This window comes from Paenibacillus sp. FSL F4-0122, from assembly GCF_038002845.1.
Classification (GTDB): Bacteria; Bacillota; Bacilli; order Paenibacillales; family Paenibacillaceae; genus Paenibacillus_AQ; species Paenibacillus_AQ odorifer.
This window is the reverse complement of sequence record NZ_JBBODI010000001.1, coordinates 467,830-483,872: the sequence shown is the minus strand read 5'-3', so window position 1 is coordinate 483,872 and position 16,043 is coordinate 467,830. Positions and strand designations below refer to the sequence as shown.

Sequence of the window (16,043 nt, the reverse complement as noted above, 5' to 3'; positions counted from 1 at the left end):
ACTCCTCACATTATTTGGTGATTTTTGAGGTGAAATATTCGTTGATGATCCCAGCGGCTTGCTTACCGTACATACAGTAATCATCATTCTGTGCTGCTTCTTCAATTGGATAAAGATGAGTAGGCCAATCCCAGAGCATAAAGCCCTGAACCCAATCTCTGTGCTCACAGCCTTGAAACATTGCCTGATAGAATTTACTTTGTTCTTCTTGACTTGGTTCGCCCTTTAAGGTCCAATCATTGGGAATCGCAGCGCTCCCGCTCCGGCTTGGGCAACCCGCTTCCATGAAAAAGAACGGCTTATTCTGTGAGCTCACCACTTGCTCAATCCGGTCGAGCTGAGCCTCCCAATCACTAGCTGGATAATACCCACTTGAAGAAATCACATCGAGCGCATCCCACCAGGTTACGTTATCCTCCTGATACTTATCGCAATTATAAGTAAGAATACCTGAGTAGACCTTCCGCACCTCGGCAATAAGCGAACGCCATTCGGCTTCGCGTCTATCCGTCTGTACAAGCTCACAGCCAATACAGAACATTTCACAGCCTGTTTCCTCAGCGATAGCGGCATAGTGCAGAATAAATTTAGTATAAGAGCTGAACCACTCAGACCATTTAGGCTCGCAAGGGACATCCTTATCGAAAAAGTTAATATGGGCACGCCAAGTTCCGTCAGCACAATTAACAATCGGCTTCAGACATACTTTTAGCTGCAGTGACTTCGCTTTGCTGATAGCCCATTTCACTTCTTCGTCGCTAACGGTTGGAGCCTCCCAGTAGGGAATTTCCGTAGAATGAGCGGTAGCTTGAAGCGCACTGAGCGCAATGGCCGTCCAGTTCGCTCCGGTGACAGAGGACATTAATTCCAGCGAACACTCAGCTTCTTTTGTTGTCCATGAACCACGTCTACCTGAGAAACCCCAGGTTACGCCTGCAATGTATTCGTTGTTTAACATCATCGAGGATCCTCACTTTACAAATGGAAATAGATAAATTAGCAAACTTAATTTTGTTAGATAGTTATTATTGTTTTGTTAGTTTATAATAACAACTTAATTTAGTTATATACTTTTTCGTAGATGATTTCAAGGACAATTTGTAGTTGGAGCTGGGAAATTTGAATAACTTTAGTTATAGTAAATATAAGACTATAAAAGGGCGCAATCGTACATTGACGTAATGCATGGGGAGATACTATTCGTGATGATAGCGCAATCATAATAACTGGCGGATACAACTGGAGGGAATTACTTAAATGATAAATGTTATGATTGCGGACGACGAGGAAGTCATTCGCAGGGGGCTCGAAAAAATCACATCCAGAATGGAAATAGACGTACATGTAATTGGATCTTACGGAAACGGGTTGGAAGCCTGGGAACATTTAGAAAAGTTATCCCGAGAGGATATAGATCTGCTTATTACAGATATCAAAATGCCTAGAATGGATGGTTTTAAGCTGATTGAACAGGTTAGAGACCATATGGAGGATATACCTATTGCTGTCCTTAGCGGTTTTAGTGAATTTGAATATGCCCGTCGAGCGATCCGCCATGGGGTGATGGATTATTTGCTTAAACCGATTGATAAGACTCAGCTATATGAGCTGCTTAAGAGAGTAGAGGATGTAAAGAAAAAGAACGTGACGGAGCATGAGGAGATTTTCTCACAAGCTGCGGATGGTGGGGAACATTATGTAGTTGAGCAGACAAAAAGCATTCTGGAGAGAGAGTATGATCAGAACTTCGAGCTAGAACGCCTAGCGGAGATGGTGGGCATGAATGCGAGTTATCTCAGCCGTTTGTTCAAATTAAAGACGGGGCAGACGATCACAGACTATCTGATTCGGATTAGAATTTCTAAAGCTAAGGAACTGCTAATGGAGCATCCTGACCTGAAGAATTATGAAATTGCCGAGAAGGTGGGTTATAGCGATCCGGTATATTTTAATAAATTGTTCAAGAAAATGTGTGGTATGACACCTAAGGATTATAAAAGCGGCTGTAAATTCCCGAAAATTGAACGAGAGTTTTAGGCATATATAGGAAGCTATTTATTAGGAGGGCGAAAAGCTCTCTTTTTTTGTAGATATTTTTATAAATTAGATAACAAAATTATTATAAGTAAAACAAAAATAACAAATACAAGACCAGAAAAAGCAATTGAAACCATCGTTTTGCGTCGAAAATAGATTTATAATGGGTTTGTAAGCGATATCATCACTTATTTTTAAGAGTAATTCAGATAATCCGGTATTAATGACTACTCTTTCAAGTTATAAGTGATGATAAAAGTTATTATATTTGTTATTTACCTAAAACTAGAGTTGAATTGAAGAGAGGGGTCGTAACAGCATGAAAAAAGGCAAAACAATGATGGGCTTGATGGCACTAACACTTGTGGCGGGATTGTTTAGCGGTTGTTCCTCAAACAACAACACTAACAATGAAGCTGCTAAAAACACAGGAAACAATGGTTCTTCAGCAGAGGCAACTGCTCCAGCCGATGGTACAGCAGCCAAGGATATCAAAGGGGATATCACAGTCATAACGCAAAGAACAGATATTGTTGATACCGTATTCAAAGAGTATGCGGCTAAATTCAATGAGAAATATCCTGATGTAAAGGTGAACTTTGAAGCGCTAGCTACTTACGAAGACCAAATTAAAATTCGTATGAGCACTAGTGATTATGGCGACGTTCTTTTGTTACCTACTAGCATAGCTGTAAAAGATATTCCTGATTTCTTCGAACCCCTTGGCAAGCTTGAAGAAATGAGCAAACAATACACAGGGCTGGAAGAACGTGCAGTAGACGGAGTTGCCTATGGTATTCCGATGACCATCAACTTTAATGGCATTATCTATAACAAACAAGTCTTCAAAGATGCCGGAATTACAGAGGTTCCCAAAACCCCTGAACAATTCTTGACTGCTCTGCAGACTATTAAAGACAAAACACAAGCTGTTCCTCTTTACACAAATTACGCAGCAGGCTGGACACTGACACAATGGGAAGCGGATCTGGCTACAGTAGCTGGTGACCGTGATTATGTGAACATTGCTCAAGTGGCTAGCGACGACAACTATGTAGCGGGTCAACCACACTATGAATTGTACAAAATTCTGTACGATGCAGCACAAAAAGGTTTGATTGAAGAAGATCCAACTACAACAGACTGGGAATCTTCCAAAGCTGATCTAGCCAACGGAAAAATTGGGACTATGGTGCTTGGATCTTGGGCGATTGGCCAAATCAAAGGCCTGGCTACAAATCCAGACGATGTTGGATTTATGCCTTTCCCAACCAATGCGGATAAAATCCTTGTGCCGCTTGCTGGTGACTACAATCTGGGTGTCAGCATTCACAGTAAGAACAAAGAAGCTGCTAGAGCTTGGGTGGATTGGTTCATCAACGAATCTAATTACCCTACAACTGAAGGCGGCGGTATGAGCCCGGCTATCGGTGCAGAGCTTCCAGAAATCCTGAAACAATATGAAGGTACAGATGTAACCTTTGATACTCTTGCTCCTGCTAAAGCTGGTGAAGAAGGCTGGTCTGATGAAATCGACAAACAAGCTGAGATCGGTGCTTGGCAGCCAGACTTCAAGAAACGGATTATTGAAGCAGCGATTGGCAACAGAAAAGAATCCTATGATGACATCATGAAAGACCTGAACGACAAGTGGAAAGCCGCTCGCGCTAAAGTCACAGCACAGTAAAAACTATAAGCTTCTTAGATGCTATAGGCGGTAGTGAATGTGGGAGGGGATATGCTAACAAGCATTTCCCCCTTCACATTTAAACGAGTCTTAAATAAATGAGGATGCTTTTTCTGGAGGTGTATCGGGTGTTTAAGTTTTCAAATTTGAGTTATAAAAATCAAAGAATCGCTATCATCATCTTATTCTCATTAGTGCCGATATTATTGCTGCTCACATTCGCTTATTATCCAGTCATCAGTATGTTTCGGTACAGCTTCACCAGTTGGAATGGATTGAGCAAAAATATGGAATATGTCGGTTTAGAAAACTACAAGACCATTTTTACAAAACCTGAGTATTTTTCTGTGTTTAAGGTCAGCTTGTATTATTTCTTTACCACTTTTATTCAGATGGCACTTGCTTTGTATTTTGCAACCATCTTAAGCTTTAGTGTTCGCATGAAAAACTTGTTTAAAGGGATTTTGTTCTTCCCGACCTTGCTAAACGGTGTAGCGATCGGTTTTATCTTTCTCTTCTTCTTCAAACCAGATGGAACGCTAGATACGATTCTTAATCTGATTGGGCTTGGCAGTCTGCAGCAGAAGTGGCTACTGAATCCTAATTTGATTAACTTCTCGCTCGCAGGTGCATCACTGTGGAGATACATGGGAATGAACTTCCTGATTTTCCTTGGAGCTATTTCTTCTATCGGTAAGGATATCTATGAGGCCGCTGAAATTGACGGTGCAAACAGATGGCATCAGTTTATGCATATTATTTTGCCAAGCATTAAACGTATTCTGCAATTGAACTTGATTCTTGCGGTTAGTGGCGCCATTGGGGTATTCGAAATTCCATACGTCATGACAGGCGGATCTAACGGAAGTAGTACATTCGTAATTCAGACGGTCGATGTAGCTTTCAAATACAGCAAGGTTGGTTTGGCATCGGCGATGGCCGTGGTATTGCTGGGTATTGTTATCATAGTTACTATTTTGCAGCGCGTTCTGATCAAGGAGGAGAAATAAACTATGCATTCTGTAAAATATACCACTGCTAGTATATTCAAATATCTCACCTTGATTTTGGGAGCACTTGTAGCTTTGATACCTATCGTGGTCGTGTTTTTCGCTTCATTAAAGACCGGAACGGAATATGCTTCTACCGGACCGTTAACGCTGCCAGAGAATTGGTTGAATTTCTCCAACTACACAAAGGCTTTTGTAGACGGGAAAATGCTGCTCGGTTTTAAAAATACTGTCATTATCGTTGTGATTTCTATTGCGGGTGCCACGTTGACGGGTTCGATGATGGCTTATATTTTATCGCGCTTCAAATTTAAAGGCAGTAAGATCCTAATTAGTATGTTCCTGATTGCTACTCTGATTCCAGGCGTAACTACACAAGTGGCTACTTTCCAAATCATCAATCACTTGGGATTATTTAATACCAGATGGGCGCCAATCGTTATGTACTTGGGCACGGATATTATCGCTGTTTATATCTTCATGCAGTTTTTGGATTCGATCTCCGAGTCACTGGATGAATCCGCGATGCTGGACGGAGCTTCGTATTGGACGATTTATTGGAGAATTATTTTGCCATTGTTGAAGCCGGCGATTGTAACTGTAGTGATCGTGAAGGGTGTTAATATTTATAACGATTTTTACACCCCTTTCCTTTATATGCCGAAAACAGATTTGCAAACGATCTCCACAGCACTCTTTAAGTTTAAAGGTCCATATGGATCGCAGTGGGAAGTAATATGTGCGGCGATTATGATCGCAATTATACCTACATTGGTTGTGTTTACCGCCTTGCAAAAATATATCTACAATGGTTTTTCGCAAGGTTCTGTAAAGTGAGTTCAACAGTAAATTTAATAACAGTACTAGATAAAATAGCATACTGAAAAGTTGCATACATTTGGAGGGAATACTAATGAGTGAAGTAAAATTGGTTGGAGCAAGTGCAATTAACATCCCGAACATGCCTTGGCAAGAAAAGCCTGCTGGCTACGAGAATCCGATTTGGAGACATAATGATAACCCGGTTATCAAAAGAAATCCTGCAAAAGGTGTAGCCCGTATTTTCAATAGTGCGGTTGCTGCGTATGAAGGCAGTTTTATTGGTGTATTTCGTGTAGAAGATAACACGACTCGTCCGCATCTGCGTATGGGACATAGTGTGGATGGTTTGGATTGGAAAATCGATGATGAGCCGATCCGATTTATAGATGAAGAAGGTAATCCTTATCAGCCGCGTTATGCTTACGATCCACGTCTGGTGAAGGTTGAAGATACATTTTATATTATCTGGTGTACAGATTTCTACGGCGCAGCTATTGGTGTAGCTAAAACACAAGATTTCAAAACATTTATCAGCTTGGAAAACCCATTCCTGCCATTCAACCGGAACGGCGTACTGTTCCCTAGAAAAATCAACAATAACTTCGTGATGTTGTCCCGTCCAAGTGACAGTGGCCATACGCCATTTGGTGATGTGTTCCTTAGTGAGAGCCCTGACTTCGTATATTGGGGAAAACACCGCCATGTAATGACCAAGGGTGGTCAAGGCTGGTGGCAAAGTGTCAAAATTGGTGGCGGACCAGCGCCGATTGAAACTACTGAAGGCTGGTTGATGTTCTACCATGGCGTAACTGGAACCTGCAACGGTCTTGTGTATAGCATGGGGGCGGTTATTTTGGATATCAATGAGCCCTCGAAAGTAAAATATCGCTCGAAAAACTTTGTATTAACGCCAGAAGAATGGTATGAGGAAAGAGGTTTTGTGAATAACGTCCTGTTCCCATGTGCCACACTGCATGATGCAGAAACCGGCCGTATCGCCATTTATTATGGCGCTGCTGATACTTATGTAGGCGTTGCTTATACAACGGTTAATGAAATCGTCAACTATGTCATCGAAACTCATGAAGAGGTTGGCGATGATGCAGGTTTAGGCAAAATCTAATTGGACTTAATGACCTATATTTGCAGGGAGCTTGCTTGTCCGGAGAATTGCGTAGCGTAGAGTTCGAAAGAAGTGTTGGGATTGGTGTTGTTAAGTGTGCTCAGTGCGGAGGTTGCCATGTGCGGCCTCCGTTCTGTTGCAGAATGTGCAACAGAACAACTCAATATTGCTTGTAATAGATAAGTAGCAGGTGAGGGGGGAATTCGGCTCTGTTGGCGATCGTTGCTTAGTCACTCTGTGGCTTGGTTACTCCATGGCTTTGCTACTCAATGGCTCTAACGTAAATGGTTGCACTTTGTGCACTTAAACTAACATTTCTTTGGTTACTAGGTGATATAGTTGCACTTTGTGCAACTGTATCAGCCAAGTAACCTTCAAAAGCTCCTTTTAATGTTTTTTAGTTGTACAAAGTGCAACTAAAAGGGGAAAAAGACATATTCCGCTGTAATAGCTGCACAAAGTGCAACTCTATGGCTCTGACGTAAATAGTTGCACTTTGTGCACTTAAACTAACATTTCTTTGGTTACTAGGCGATATAATTGCACTTCGTGCAACTATATCAGCCAAGTAACCTCCAAAAGCTCCTTTTGCCGTTTTTTAGCTGTACAAAGTGCAACTAAGAGAGAAAACACACATATTCAGCTGTAATAGCTGCACAAAGTGCAACTATCCAGCCAGAAGCTGTTACTGTGCCGATTATAAAGAAGTTAATGGGCAAGGTGGAAAATGTGGGTGTTGTGGAGGTAAGAGGAAGATAGCGGATAAGTGGAATGTGAGTGGTTGTAGAGGTAATAAGAAGGTAGTAGGTACGTGGAGTGTGATTAGTTGTGGAGGTAATAAGAAGATAGCGGATAAGTGGAATGTGAGTAGTTGTAGAGGTAATAAGAAGGTAGTTGGTACGTGGAATATGATTAGTTGTAGAAGTAATAAGAAGATAGCGGATAAGTGGAATGTGAGGGGTTGTAGAGGTAAAAAGAAGGTTATAGGCACGTAGAATATGATTAGTTGTGAAGGTAATAGGCAAGCAGCGAGTGAGTGGTGAATGTGGATCTGTTGGTGATTCTGCTACTCTGTTGCTTAGTTACTCTAGGACTTCGACGTAAATAGTTGCACTCTGTGCACTTAAACTAACATTTCTTTGGTTACTAGGCGATATAATTGCACTTCGTGCAACTATATCAGCCAAGTAACCTCCAAAAGCTCCTTTTACTGTTTTTTAGTTGTACAAAGTGCAACTAAGAGGAAAACACACATATTCAGCTGAAATATAGCTGCACAAAGTGCAACTATCCAGCCTCGGAGCTGCAATTAAACTATTCAGTCGCAGAAAACGCAACTAACCCATCCCACTATCCCGTCCCACTATCCCATCGCAAATATCCATACACCAACGGAAAACCCATATTGGGTTTTCCGTTTCTATCTAGCATAGTAACTGTAACGATGCTTCGCGGTTACGAACAGTAAGCGAACAATATCGTTACATAACTTAAGGAGGAACAATATTTTGGGAAGCGACATGAATTTGTCACAGTTAAAGGAATATAACGGAAGTAGTCCAAAGCCGGGTGATTTCGAGCAGTTTTGGGAGCGGGCATTACGTGATCTGGATGCACAGCCGCTGGATTATGAGCTGGAGCCGGCGGAGTTTGTCAGTGAGCTTGCGGAGTGTTTCCATTTGTATTTTACCGGAGTTGGCGGTGCAAGAATCCATTGCAAATATGTAAGACCGAAGAAAAACGTACATAAAAAAGGCCCCGGTCTAGTGATGTTCCATGGGTACTCCTGTGACAGCGGGGATTGGATGGAGAAGGTGGCTTATGCTGCCCACGGGATTAGCGTCCTGGCGATGGATTGTCGCGGACAGGGCGGCCTCTCCGAAGATAATCTTACCGTAAAGGGCACCACGATACGTGGACATATCATTCGAGGGATGGATGATCCTAATCCATATAACCTTTATTATCGCAATGTGTTTTTGGATACGGCACAGACTGCCCGAGTTCTGATGTCTATGGATGAAGTTGATCCTGAGCGTGTAGGTGCCTTTGGACTATCTCAAGGTGGAGCGCTGACTGTCGCTTGTGCAGCATTAGAGCCTCGCTTAAAAATAGCCTTGCCTGTGTATCCCTTCCTTTCAGATTATAAACGTGCTTGGGAACTGGATATTACCACCTCAGCTTATGAGGAGATCAACTATTATTTCCGGTTTTTTGATCCCCATCATTTGCGTGAGGATGAGATTTTTAATAGGCTCGGCTATATCGATATTCAGAATCTTGCGGAAAGAATTCAGGCTAAAGTACTGTGGGTTACCGGGTTATCCGATACGATTTGTCCACCTTCAACTCAATTTGCCGCATACAATAAAATACTAGCGTCCAAAGAGCTTATGGTTTATTATGAGTACGGTCATGAGTATTTACCATATCTTGCCGATCGGGCGTTGGAATTGTTCATGACCTTGTAAGAGATAAGCCAGCAGGCATAACTGAAGACAACGGTGGTGAACAATTGATGAAGTCGCAAGCAAAAAAAGAAAAGGCGCATTTCCAGCTGCACCCTGCCAAATCGATTGGGGTGCGGCTTTTTCTCATCTTCTTCATCTCAACAATGGTGCTCGTTCTCTCACTTGGCTACATTTCCTATTCCGTAGCTGAGCAAACGATCGAGAATAACGCGCTGTCAGCCAATCAACAGACAGTCGTCCAAGCTGCAGAGAAGTTTGATGTTGAATTATTGCGTTATGAGGACGGCCTAGGAAGAATTCTTTACAACAATGAGATTCAGGATGCACTCAAACAAGGGAATAATCCCACTACAAGTAATGAGGAACGTAATTTGCAGTCTAACCAGATTAGCGCCGAGCTGAATGCCTGGCTGACCGCATCAAAGGGGGTAGAAGCTGTATACCTCATCCCGATGAATCAGGAAGTCCCCACTTCTTCAGCGGGATCAAAAGACAACGCTTTTATCAAGGAATTCAGAGAATCATCATGGTTCAAGCAGCTTGAAGAGGAACCACAAACACTGTGGATTCCCCGGACAGTACAAGAACAAGAAGGAAATACTTCGGGTATGTTTCATTTGGCACAATCGATAGCTGGGGATACACAAAGCCCGGGATACATAATTATCTGTGATATTAGAATTAGTGAATTAGAAAATCAGCTTCGTAAAGTTGATCTCGGACCCAGCTCTTACATGCAATTGCTGACGGATAAGGATGAATTGATCGCATCGTCCCAGCAAGTAGGAACAGATACTTATCTCAGTCTGGGAGGGACCCTTCTTCATGGTTTGGAGCATGAGGCGGGGTCATTGCCAACGAAGGATGAGAAAGGGAAATCCATACTAGCTGTGTATGGGACGATGGAAAGCTCCAGCTGGAGATTGCTTGGTGTTGTTCCGGCTGAGAATCTTACGAAAGACGCACTTCGTATTCTAAAAACTACATATATTATTGTTGCGGTGGCTGCTATTGTCGCCATTCTAATTGGTTACTGGATGTACAGAATGGTATCCAAGCCCTTGACCCGGCTTAAAGATTTAATGTCTAAGGGGGCAGATGGGAATCTTGGAGTACGCACGGAGATTACCTCACGAGATGAAATAGGTCAGTTATCGGGTTCCTTTAATAGGATGATGGAACGGATCACAGAACTGGTTATCCATACTAATGAAACGGCTCGAAAGGTAATGGAAACGGCCAATGAACTTAGTGGGGTATCGCGTAAGACAGCGATGGCCGCCAAAGAGATTGCCGCTGCAACAGAAGAAATTGCCGGAGGTTCAGGCAGCCTGGCTTTGGAGGCGGACCAGGGCAACGAGCTTACGGGGCAAATTTCGGTGCAAATGAACAAAGTGAACTCAGCTACGCATGAGATGGATCATACCGCACATAGTATCGGCGTGCTTAGTGAAGAAGGTTTTAATGAGTTAAAAGAGCTGCTTGGCAAAACCAATAAGACGGGCGATATGACGAATAAGCTCGTGTTGAAAGTGAATGAGCTGCAAGACACCACATCATCAGTGATGAAGGTGCTTGATGTTATGCAGAATATTACACAGCAGACGAATATTTTGTCTCTAAATGCAACGATAGAAGCGGCAAGGGCAGGGGAGTCCGGCCGGGGATTTATGGTAGTGGCCGATGAAATACGCCAGCTTGCAGATCAGTCCAAAGATTCCATTGCTGTGGTGGCTAATATAACAGACACCATTATGAAGGATATGAACGAGACCGTAGGTGTTCTCTCGGAAGTAGCCCCTCTTTTTAATCAGCAGGTGACTTCAGTGGAGAGCACTAGCGATATCTTCGTATCTGTACAGGATCAGATGCGTCATTTTATTACACGTTTGGAATCTGTTGCTTTATCGATGGATAGCTTGAGCCAATCCCAAAAGGTGCTGTCAAATTCCATGGGCAATATCAGCTCCATTGCAGAGGAATCATCAGCAGCTTCGCAAGAAGTGGCTTCGCTTAGCGGGGAGCAACAAAGTGTGAGTGATCATTTAGTGGAGCTGTCTGAGCAGCTTGAGCATGCGTCCCGGCAGTTGCAAGAAAAACTGTCCAAGTTTAATTTGTAACCTTGCATAACCTCAGTAATTATTTTCAATACAAAGACCAGTCTCCAATTATTTGGGACTGGTCTTTGTGCTATTCAAAAGGTTATAAAATAGCTAACTAAGCATGAGTGTAAATAATCCAGCGGGTGGGACATAATAAAGGCTATGAACGTCAGTCAGGAGGAATGGGATTGCACAATAATGTCCACAGACGCATACTCGGCGGACTGATTATTTTATGTTCAGTGGTAGCCGTGTTGGTCCTTAGGCTGGCGTGGATTCAACTGTTTATGAAGGAACAGACGGTCCCTGGAACGAAATATACACTTGCAAAGATGGCGGAAATTCAAAGCGAACGGGAGACTGTATTGGATACTGGGCGGGGGCGCCTGTATGACCGAAAGAGTGAACCCCTTGCCGGGGAAACCATTTGGACGGCTGCTTTTTTTCCTCAAGAGGCGAAGGCTAGGAATACCGTGACGAAGGTTGTATACGAAGAAGCTGAGTCCATGCACCGATTGGCAGCTATCCTTGGAGTGAGTTATGAGCAATTGCTAAACAAGCGCTCTTCCCTTAAAGAACCTCTGCTTTGGCCATCCTCAGTGGGAAAAGGACCGCTCGCACTTACATCCGCACAAGCGGAAGAAGTGAGTGCATTGGGGATCGAGGGCGTAGGCGTGCTTCCTTTTGCTCGCAGATATGATGGGAACGCAACTGGACGGCAGTGGCTTGGATATTTATCGGAAGCGGTCCCAAACACTGGTGGGAAGGCTTCGCCATCGGGGCTGAGAATTCCGATGACAGGAACGGACGGGTTAGAAAAGACCCTGGAGCCGTTGCTTCGAGGCGTCGGGCATACTGAGGCATACGCTCAGGTTGATGCGCACGGGCAACGTGTCCCGGGCAGTCCCATTCAAGTACGAACCCCGGGCAATCCGTATTATCCGCTGTCTTTATATACAACGATTGATAAAAAGCTTCAGGAACAAATAGAGGAGTTAGCTGTCAAAGCTGGAATGGAGGAAGGAGCCGTGGTGGTGTTAGACACCGGAACGGGAGATATTGAAGCCATGGTATCTTTACCTTTTTACGACCCAGAGAAGATATCCCCTGAAGGGGGAGAGTGGAATAACCGGGCGCTGCAGGCTGCTGTACCTGGATCAATCTTCAAAATCGTCACAGCAGCAGCGGCACTAGAAGCCGAGGTCACCTCAGCGGATGAGCTCTTCTATTGTTCAGGGCAATATGAGAAATATGGATTATCTTGTCTAAAAGGAAAAGGACACGGCGCCCTCACGCTGGCGCAAGGGTTCGCCGTGTCCTGTAATACAGTATTTGCTGCGCTGGCAGAGCGCTTAAGTGGGGCGCAGCTTCAAGCGACAGCACTCGCGCTGGGGCTCGGAAGAGATATTAGCTGGCAAGCGGAGAATACGCTTGGTTTTCCAGTTCTTAAGCCACTATCCGGTGAGCAGAAGGGGACGATCTTCACTTCTTTGCTGCCGGATGATCCAGGCGCCAGAGTGCAGACGGCCATTGGGCAGCGAGATGTGCAAGTGACACCACTTCAGGCAGCCAACCTGGTAGTGACGTTACTGCATGGAGGGGAAGTGAGAGCGCCAAGAATTCTCCAGCGTGTGACCTTTGCAAATGGTCAAAAGCTAGAGGATCTGCCGGGTCATCTTTCCCCTTCAACTGCAGGGAGGATCTCAGAATCTACAGCCCGCCAGCTGCTGTCCTGGATGCGTAAAGTTGTTACGGATGGAACCGGCACAAGTCTGCAGAGTACGAAATGGCCGGTTGCCGGGAAATCAGGTACGGCACAAACCCTTGTTAAGGGTGTGCCGCGTAACAATCAATGGTTTATCGGCTATGGGCCGGTGGATCATCCCAGATATGCTGTGTCGGTAGCGGTTGAGAACGTTGCTCCGGACAGTTCACATCTAGCGGTTAAGCTGTTTGGTCAAGTGTTGGATTTACTATCATCGGTTCCCTCTGGAGCTTGAGGTTCAGGTGGTGGCGCAGAGCTGGTATGATTGGAAGCTGGACCGTTAGCAGCAAAGGGCGAAACGATAAATTCCTCTTGCGGAAGATAGATCCAGCTCTGAAGATACCCTTGTTGAATCAGTTCTTTTATCAGAATAAGCAGAATCGGCGACAGGATCAGACCGGCCATACCGAAAGCAGATGTGGACAGAATGACGAACGACAGCATAAGGAAAGCTGAGGATACGCCAATCGAATTCCCGGTAATCTTCGGCTCAAACAGCTGTCTAACAATTAGTACAATGGCAAGGAGGATAATTAATCCGATAGCCAGTGAAGTATTGCCCACGATGAACAAATAGATGATCCAAGGGACTAAAATTGTCGTCACGCCAAGAAGCGGCAAAACATCAAATACAGCGCAGACTAACGCCATTGTGATTTCGTTGCCGGTTCGCAGAATAAATAAGCCAACCAGAACTATGGCAAAAGTAATGCTGATCAGAATAAGTTGTGCTTTTAAATAGGACCCGATGGCTTTAAAAACATTGCCTTGTAAAAAGGCAAAGGCGTTCTTAAAAGTTTTTGGCATTTTGTCATGCGCGATTTTACGCCAATCTTTGATCTCCATGCTAAGGAAAAATGCCAAAATGATGGCTATCCCGAAATTGGCCATGAAGGTGGAGAAGGAGCCAAGAATACCGGCCATATATTTTAGAAAAGTAATCAGCCATCCTGTTAGGACATCCGTGGCATCTTTAAAGTAGCCGTTGACCTTGTTCGTAATATCGGGTGGCAAGTTATCTATTTTTTGCTGCAGGTAGGTCGTGGTCTCCACAAAATGCTGCTGCACCACATATGTATATTTAGGGAGGTTCTCTTGGAAGTGAAGGGCCTGGATCGTAATCAGTAGACCGGCACCAAATAATGTACCTAACAGCACAATCAGAAAGAGCAACACTGAAATAGCGGAGGCGAAAGGTTTACCAAGACCACGGCGGTTCAAGAAGCGGGCCAAGGGTTCGATAAGCAAAAATACAAAAAAAGACAGGAATACAGGTGCAGCTAACTGGTACAGTTTACTAAAGGAGAACATAATTAAATAAACCGTGAGGACAATTAATCCGATGTCAAAAAATGTGCGCCAATATTTTTTGTATAACGGCAGCATAGATATAAACAACTCCCTTTTTTTTATAAGTGGATATGCCAGGTTGATTACATTGTACATGATTTTACTTTAAAAGCGTCTATTTCTTTGATACATGTGTTAAAATAGGGGGTAACGTTTTTTTTATTCTACTTCACTTGGCCGTTTCACAGGTTCTGCTTGCAGACATTAGGCGAGCCAAAGTCAACTCTGGAAAAGCGGGGAATTAATATGCAGACTTTGCTGCTCTGGTTATTTTACATCTCATCATTTTATGCTTTTATCCCTGGTATGATCAGCCGGATTTTTGGTTACCGTGTCTTTCGTAAAGGAACTGGGCGAAATGAATTCGCTCTGACCTTCGATGATGGACCTGATCCTCGATTTACACCATTACTGCTGGAATTACTGAAGAGGTATGATGCAAAAGCGACCTTTTTTGTAGTAGGCTCTAATGCTGAACGTTATCCTGATCTTATTCAGCGTATCCATGATGAGGGACATCTCATCGGGATTCATAATTATGTTCACAAGACGAACTGGCTCATGCGGCCAGCAACCGTCCGCCGGCAGATTCAACGTACGAATGATATTATTTATAATATTATTGGCGAACGCAGTACGTATTACCGTCCACCTTGGGGCATTGTCAATTTATTTGATATTTCCAAACGACGCCAAGTTGAAATTGTGCTTTGGTCGGCAATGTTTGGCGATTGGCGTGAGAAGCTCGGCGCCGAAAAACTTACTGAGAAGATGCTGGCCCGTCTAAATCCCGGGGAAGTGATGTTGTTGCATGATAGCGGCACAACGCTGGGTGCAGATGCGGATGCTCCAGGGAATATGCTTGTGGCTCTTGAGCAGACACTGGAGGAAGCCCGTAAACGGGGACTCCGCAGCATTCGGATTGACGAAATGATTAAGATGGCTGAGACGTCACCTATCCGGCGCTTATCTTTTGGTAAACGGGTGCTTGTAGGACTTTGGTTAGCTTGGGAACAGGTATTTCAAGCTCTTTTTCATCTCCAAACGATTACTCCGTCAGATCCTTTCCTGCATTATCGGATGCGGAAATATCAGGGCGAACCGGTTGAACTCGAGGGTGGAGCACTGCTCCGTAAAGGTGACAAAGTCATTGAGCTGCACATCGATAATAAACAGCTGTTCGAATTAGGAATTCATTCACGTTCTTCCGCTCAACTTGCGATTCGAATGATCCGCAGAATGGAAAAGGATCTGCCCATTCTTGCTGAGATCATTGCCAAAGATGTGGATCTTGCAGAAGCCAAAGCGCTTTACGGGGTCAGCATGATTAACCGGGGACCGGAGAAATTCGGCTTTACCGTACGCGATTTGCCGGATGGCTTATTCGCACGTTCCTCTAAATTTTACTTAAGGATCCTGTTAAGTGTGATTCATCCAGCAGGTGGGGCAAGGCTTAAAGAACGGAGCGAGGTCCTTGTGCCGAAGCTTATCCTGATGCCTGTCTCAGAGCTGCTCAAAAAGATGAATCAACAGCTGCCTCATCATCCGAAAACTGCAAAAAAACGCAAATCGCAACAGGAAGAATCGTTGTCACTTAATGATTCGGTTGCGGAAGTAGAAATGCCAGGTGCGACAGTAACAAATTGATTCATGATCTTATTGATAAATATTATACA

At 43.9% G+C, this 16,043-nt stretch carries 11 protein-coding genes; 9 read left to right on the top strand and 2 right to left on the bottom strand.

Annotated features, from left to right (window positions below; translation table 11 throughout):
• Positions 1-10: 10 nt before the first annotated feature.
• Positions 11-961: a glycoside hydrolase family 113 gene (locus MHH49_RS01990; protein WP_038569516.1), complete on the bottom strand. Its 951-nt coding sequence runs from the start codon at positions 959-961 to the stop codon at positions 11-13.
• Positions 962-1,257: 296 nt separating this feature from the next.
• Between MHH49_RS01990 and MHH49_RS01985 the strand changes: the two genes are divergently transcribed.
• The 8 genes from MHH49_RS01985 to MHH49_RS01950 all read left to right on the top strand — a co-directional run bounded on the left by MHH49_RS01985 (position 1,258) and on the right by MHH49_RS01950 (position 13,252).
• Positions 1,258-2,037 carry a response regulator transcription factor gene (locus tag MHH49_RS01985; protein ID WP_036675560.1) on the top strand — a complete coding sequence of 260 codons (780 nt, stop codon included), beginning with the start codon at positions 1,258-1,260 and terminating at the stop codon, positions 2,035-2,037.
• Positions 2,038-2,356: 319 nt separating this feature from the next.
• The gene (locus tag MHH49_RS01980; RefSeq protein WP_038569518.1) at positions 2,357-3,724 is read left to right on the top strand and encodes an ABC transporter substrate-binding protein; all 1,368 of its coding nucleotides are present in this window, start codon (positions 2,357-2,359) and stop codon (positions 3,722-3,724) included.
• A 128-nt stretch (positions 3,725-3,852) separates the two neighbouring features.
• Positions 3,853-4,734: a carbohydrate ABC transporter permease gene (locus MHH49_RS01975; protein ID WP_036675555.1), complete on the top strand. Its 882-nt coding sequence runs from the start codon at positions 3,853-3,855 to the stop codon at positions 4,732-4,734.
• A gap of 3 nt (positions 4,735-4,737) precedes the next feature.
• Positions 4,738-5,571 (top strand): carbohydrate ABC transporter permease, encoded by an 834-nt coding sequence (locus MHH49_RS01970; protein WP_036675551.1) that lies wholly within the window; start codon positions 4,738-4,740, stop codon positions 5,569-5,571.
• Between the two features lie 76 nt (positions 5,572-5,647).
• Positions 5,648-6,679, top strand: a complete 1,032-nt coding sequence (locus MHH49_RS01965) for a glycoside hydrolase family 130 protein (protein WP_036675546.1) — start codon at positions 5,648-5,650, stop codon at positions 6,677-6,679.
• A gap of 1,508 nt (positions 6,680-8,187) precedes the next feature.
• Entirely contained in the window at positions 8,188-9,150 is a 963-nt protein-coding gene (locus tag MHH49_RS01960) for an acetylxylan esterase (RefSeq protein ID WP_143758712.1), read from the top strand.
• Positions 9,151-9,197: 47 nt separating this feature from the next.
• Positions 9,198-11,270, top strand: coding sequence for a methyl-accepting chemotaxis protein (locus MHH49_RS01955; protein WP_052096882.1), 2,073 nt, complete (start codon positions 9,198-9,200; stop codon positions 11,268-11,270).
• Positions 11,271-11,440: 170 nt separating this feature from the next.
• Positions 11,441-13,252, top strand: coding sequence for a peptidoglycan D,D-transpeptidase FtsI family protein (locus MHH49_RS01950; RefSeq protein WP_370510597.1), 1,812 nt, complete (start codon positions 11,441-11,443; stop codon positions 13,250-13,252).
• Here MHH49_RS01950 and MHH49_RS01945 read toward each other — a convergent pair.
• A complete protein-coding gene (locus MHH49_RS01945) occupies positions 13,210-14,403 on the bottom strand; it encodes an AI-2E family transporter (RefSeq protein ID WP_341137845.1) in 1,194 nt (397 codons plus the stop codon). The genes MHH49_RS01950 and MHH49_RS01945 overlap by 43 nt on opposite strands.
• A 210-nt stretch (positions 14,404-14,613) precedes the next feature.
• Between MHH49_RS01945 and MHH49_RS01940 the strand changes: the two genes are divergently transcribed.
• Positions 14,614-16,014, top strand: coding sequence for a polysaccharide deacetylase family protein (locus MHH49_RS01940; protein WP_038569525.1), 1,401 nt, complete (start codon positions 14,614-14,616; stop codon positions 16,012-16,014).
• The last annotated feature ends 29 nt before the right edge of the window (positions 16,015-16,043 follow it).

What these genes read in the sequence shown, in the direction of transcription:
- MHH49_RS01990 (WP_038569516.1), bottom strand. Translation starts at nt 961, where the DNA reads ATGATGTTAAACAACGAATACATTGCAGGCGTAACCTGGGGTTTCTCA.
- MHH49_RS01940 (WP_038569525.1), top strand. Translation starts at nt 14,614, where the DNA reads ATGCAGACTTTGCTGCTCTGGTTATTTTACATCTCATCATTTTATGCT.
- MHH49_RS01985 (WP_036675560.1), top strand. Translation starts at nt 1,258, where the DNA reads ATGATAAATGTTATGATTGCGGACGACGAGGAAGTCATTCGCAGGGGG.
- MHH49_RS01970 (WP_036675551.1), top strand. Translation starts at nt 4,738, where the DNA reads ATGCATTCTGTAAAATATACCACTGCTAGTATATTCAAATATCTCACC.
- MHH49_RS01945 (WP_341137845.1), bottom strand. Translation starts at nt 14,403, where the DNA reads ATGCTGCCGTTATACAAAAAATATTGGCGCACATTTTTTGACATCGGA.
- MHH49_RS01980 (WP_038569518.1), top strand. Translation starts at nt 2,357, where the DNA reads ATGAAAAAAGGCAAAACAATGATGGGCTTGATGGCACTAACACTTGTG.
- MHH49_RS01965 (WP_036675546.1), top strand. Translation starts at nt 5,648, where the DNA reads ATGAGTGAAGTAAAATTGGTTGGAGCAAGTGCAATTAACATCCCGAAC.
- MHH49_RS01955 (WP_052096882.1), top strand. Translation starts at nt 9,198, where the DNA reads ATGAAGTCGCAAGCAAAAAAAGAAAAGGCGCATTTCCAGCTGCACCCT.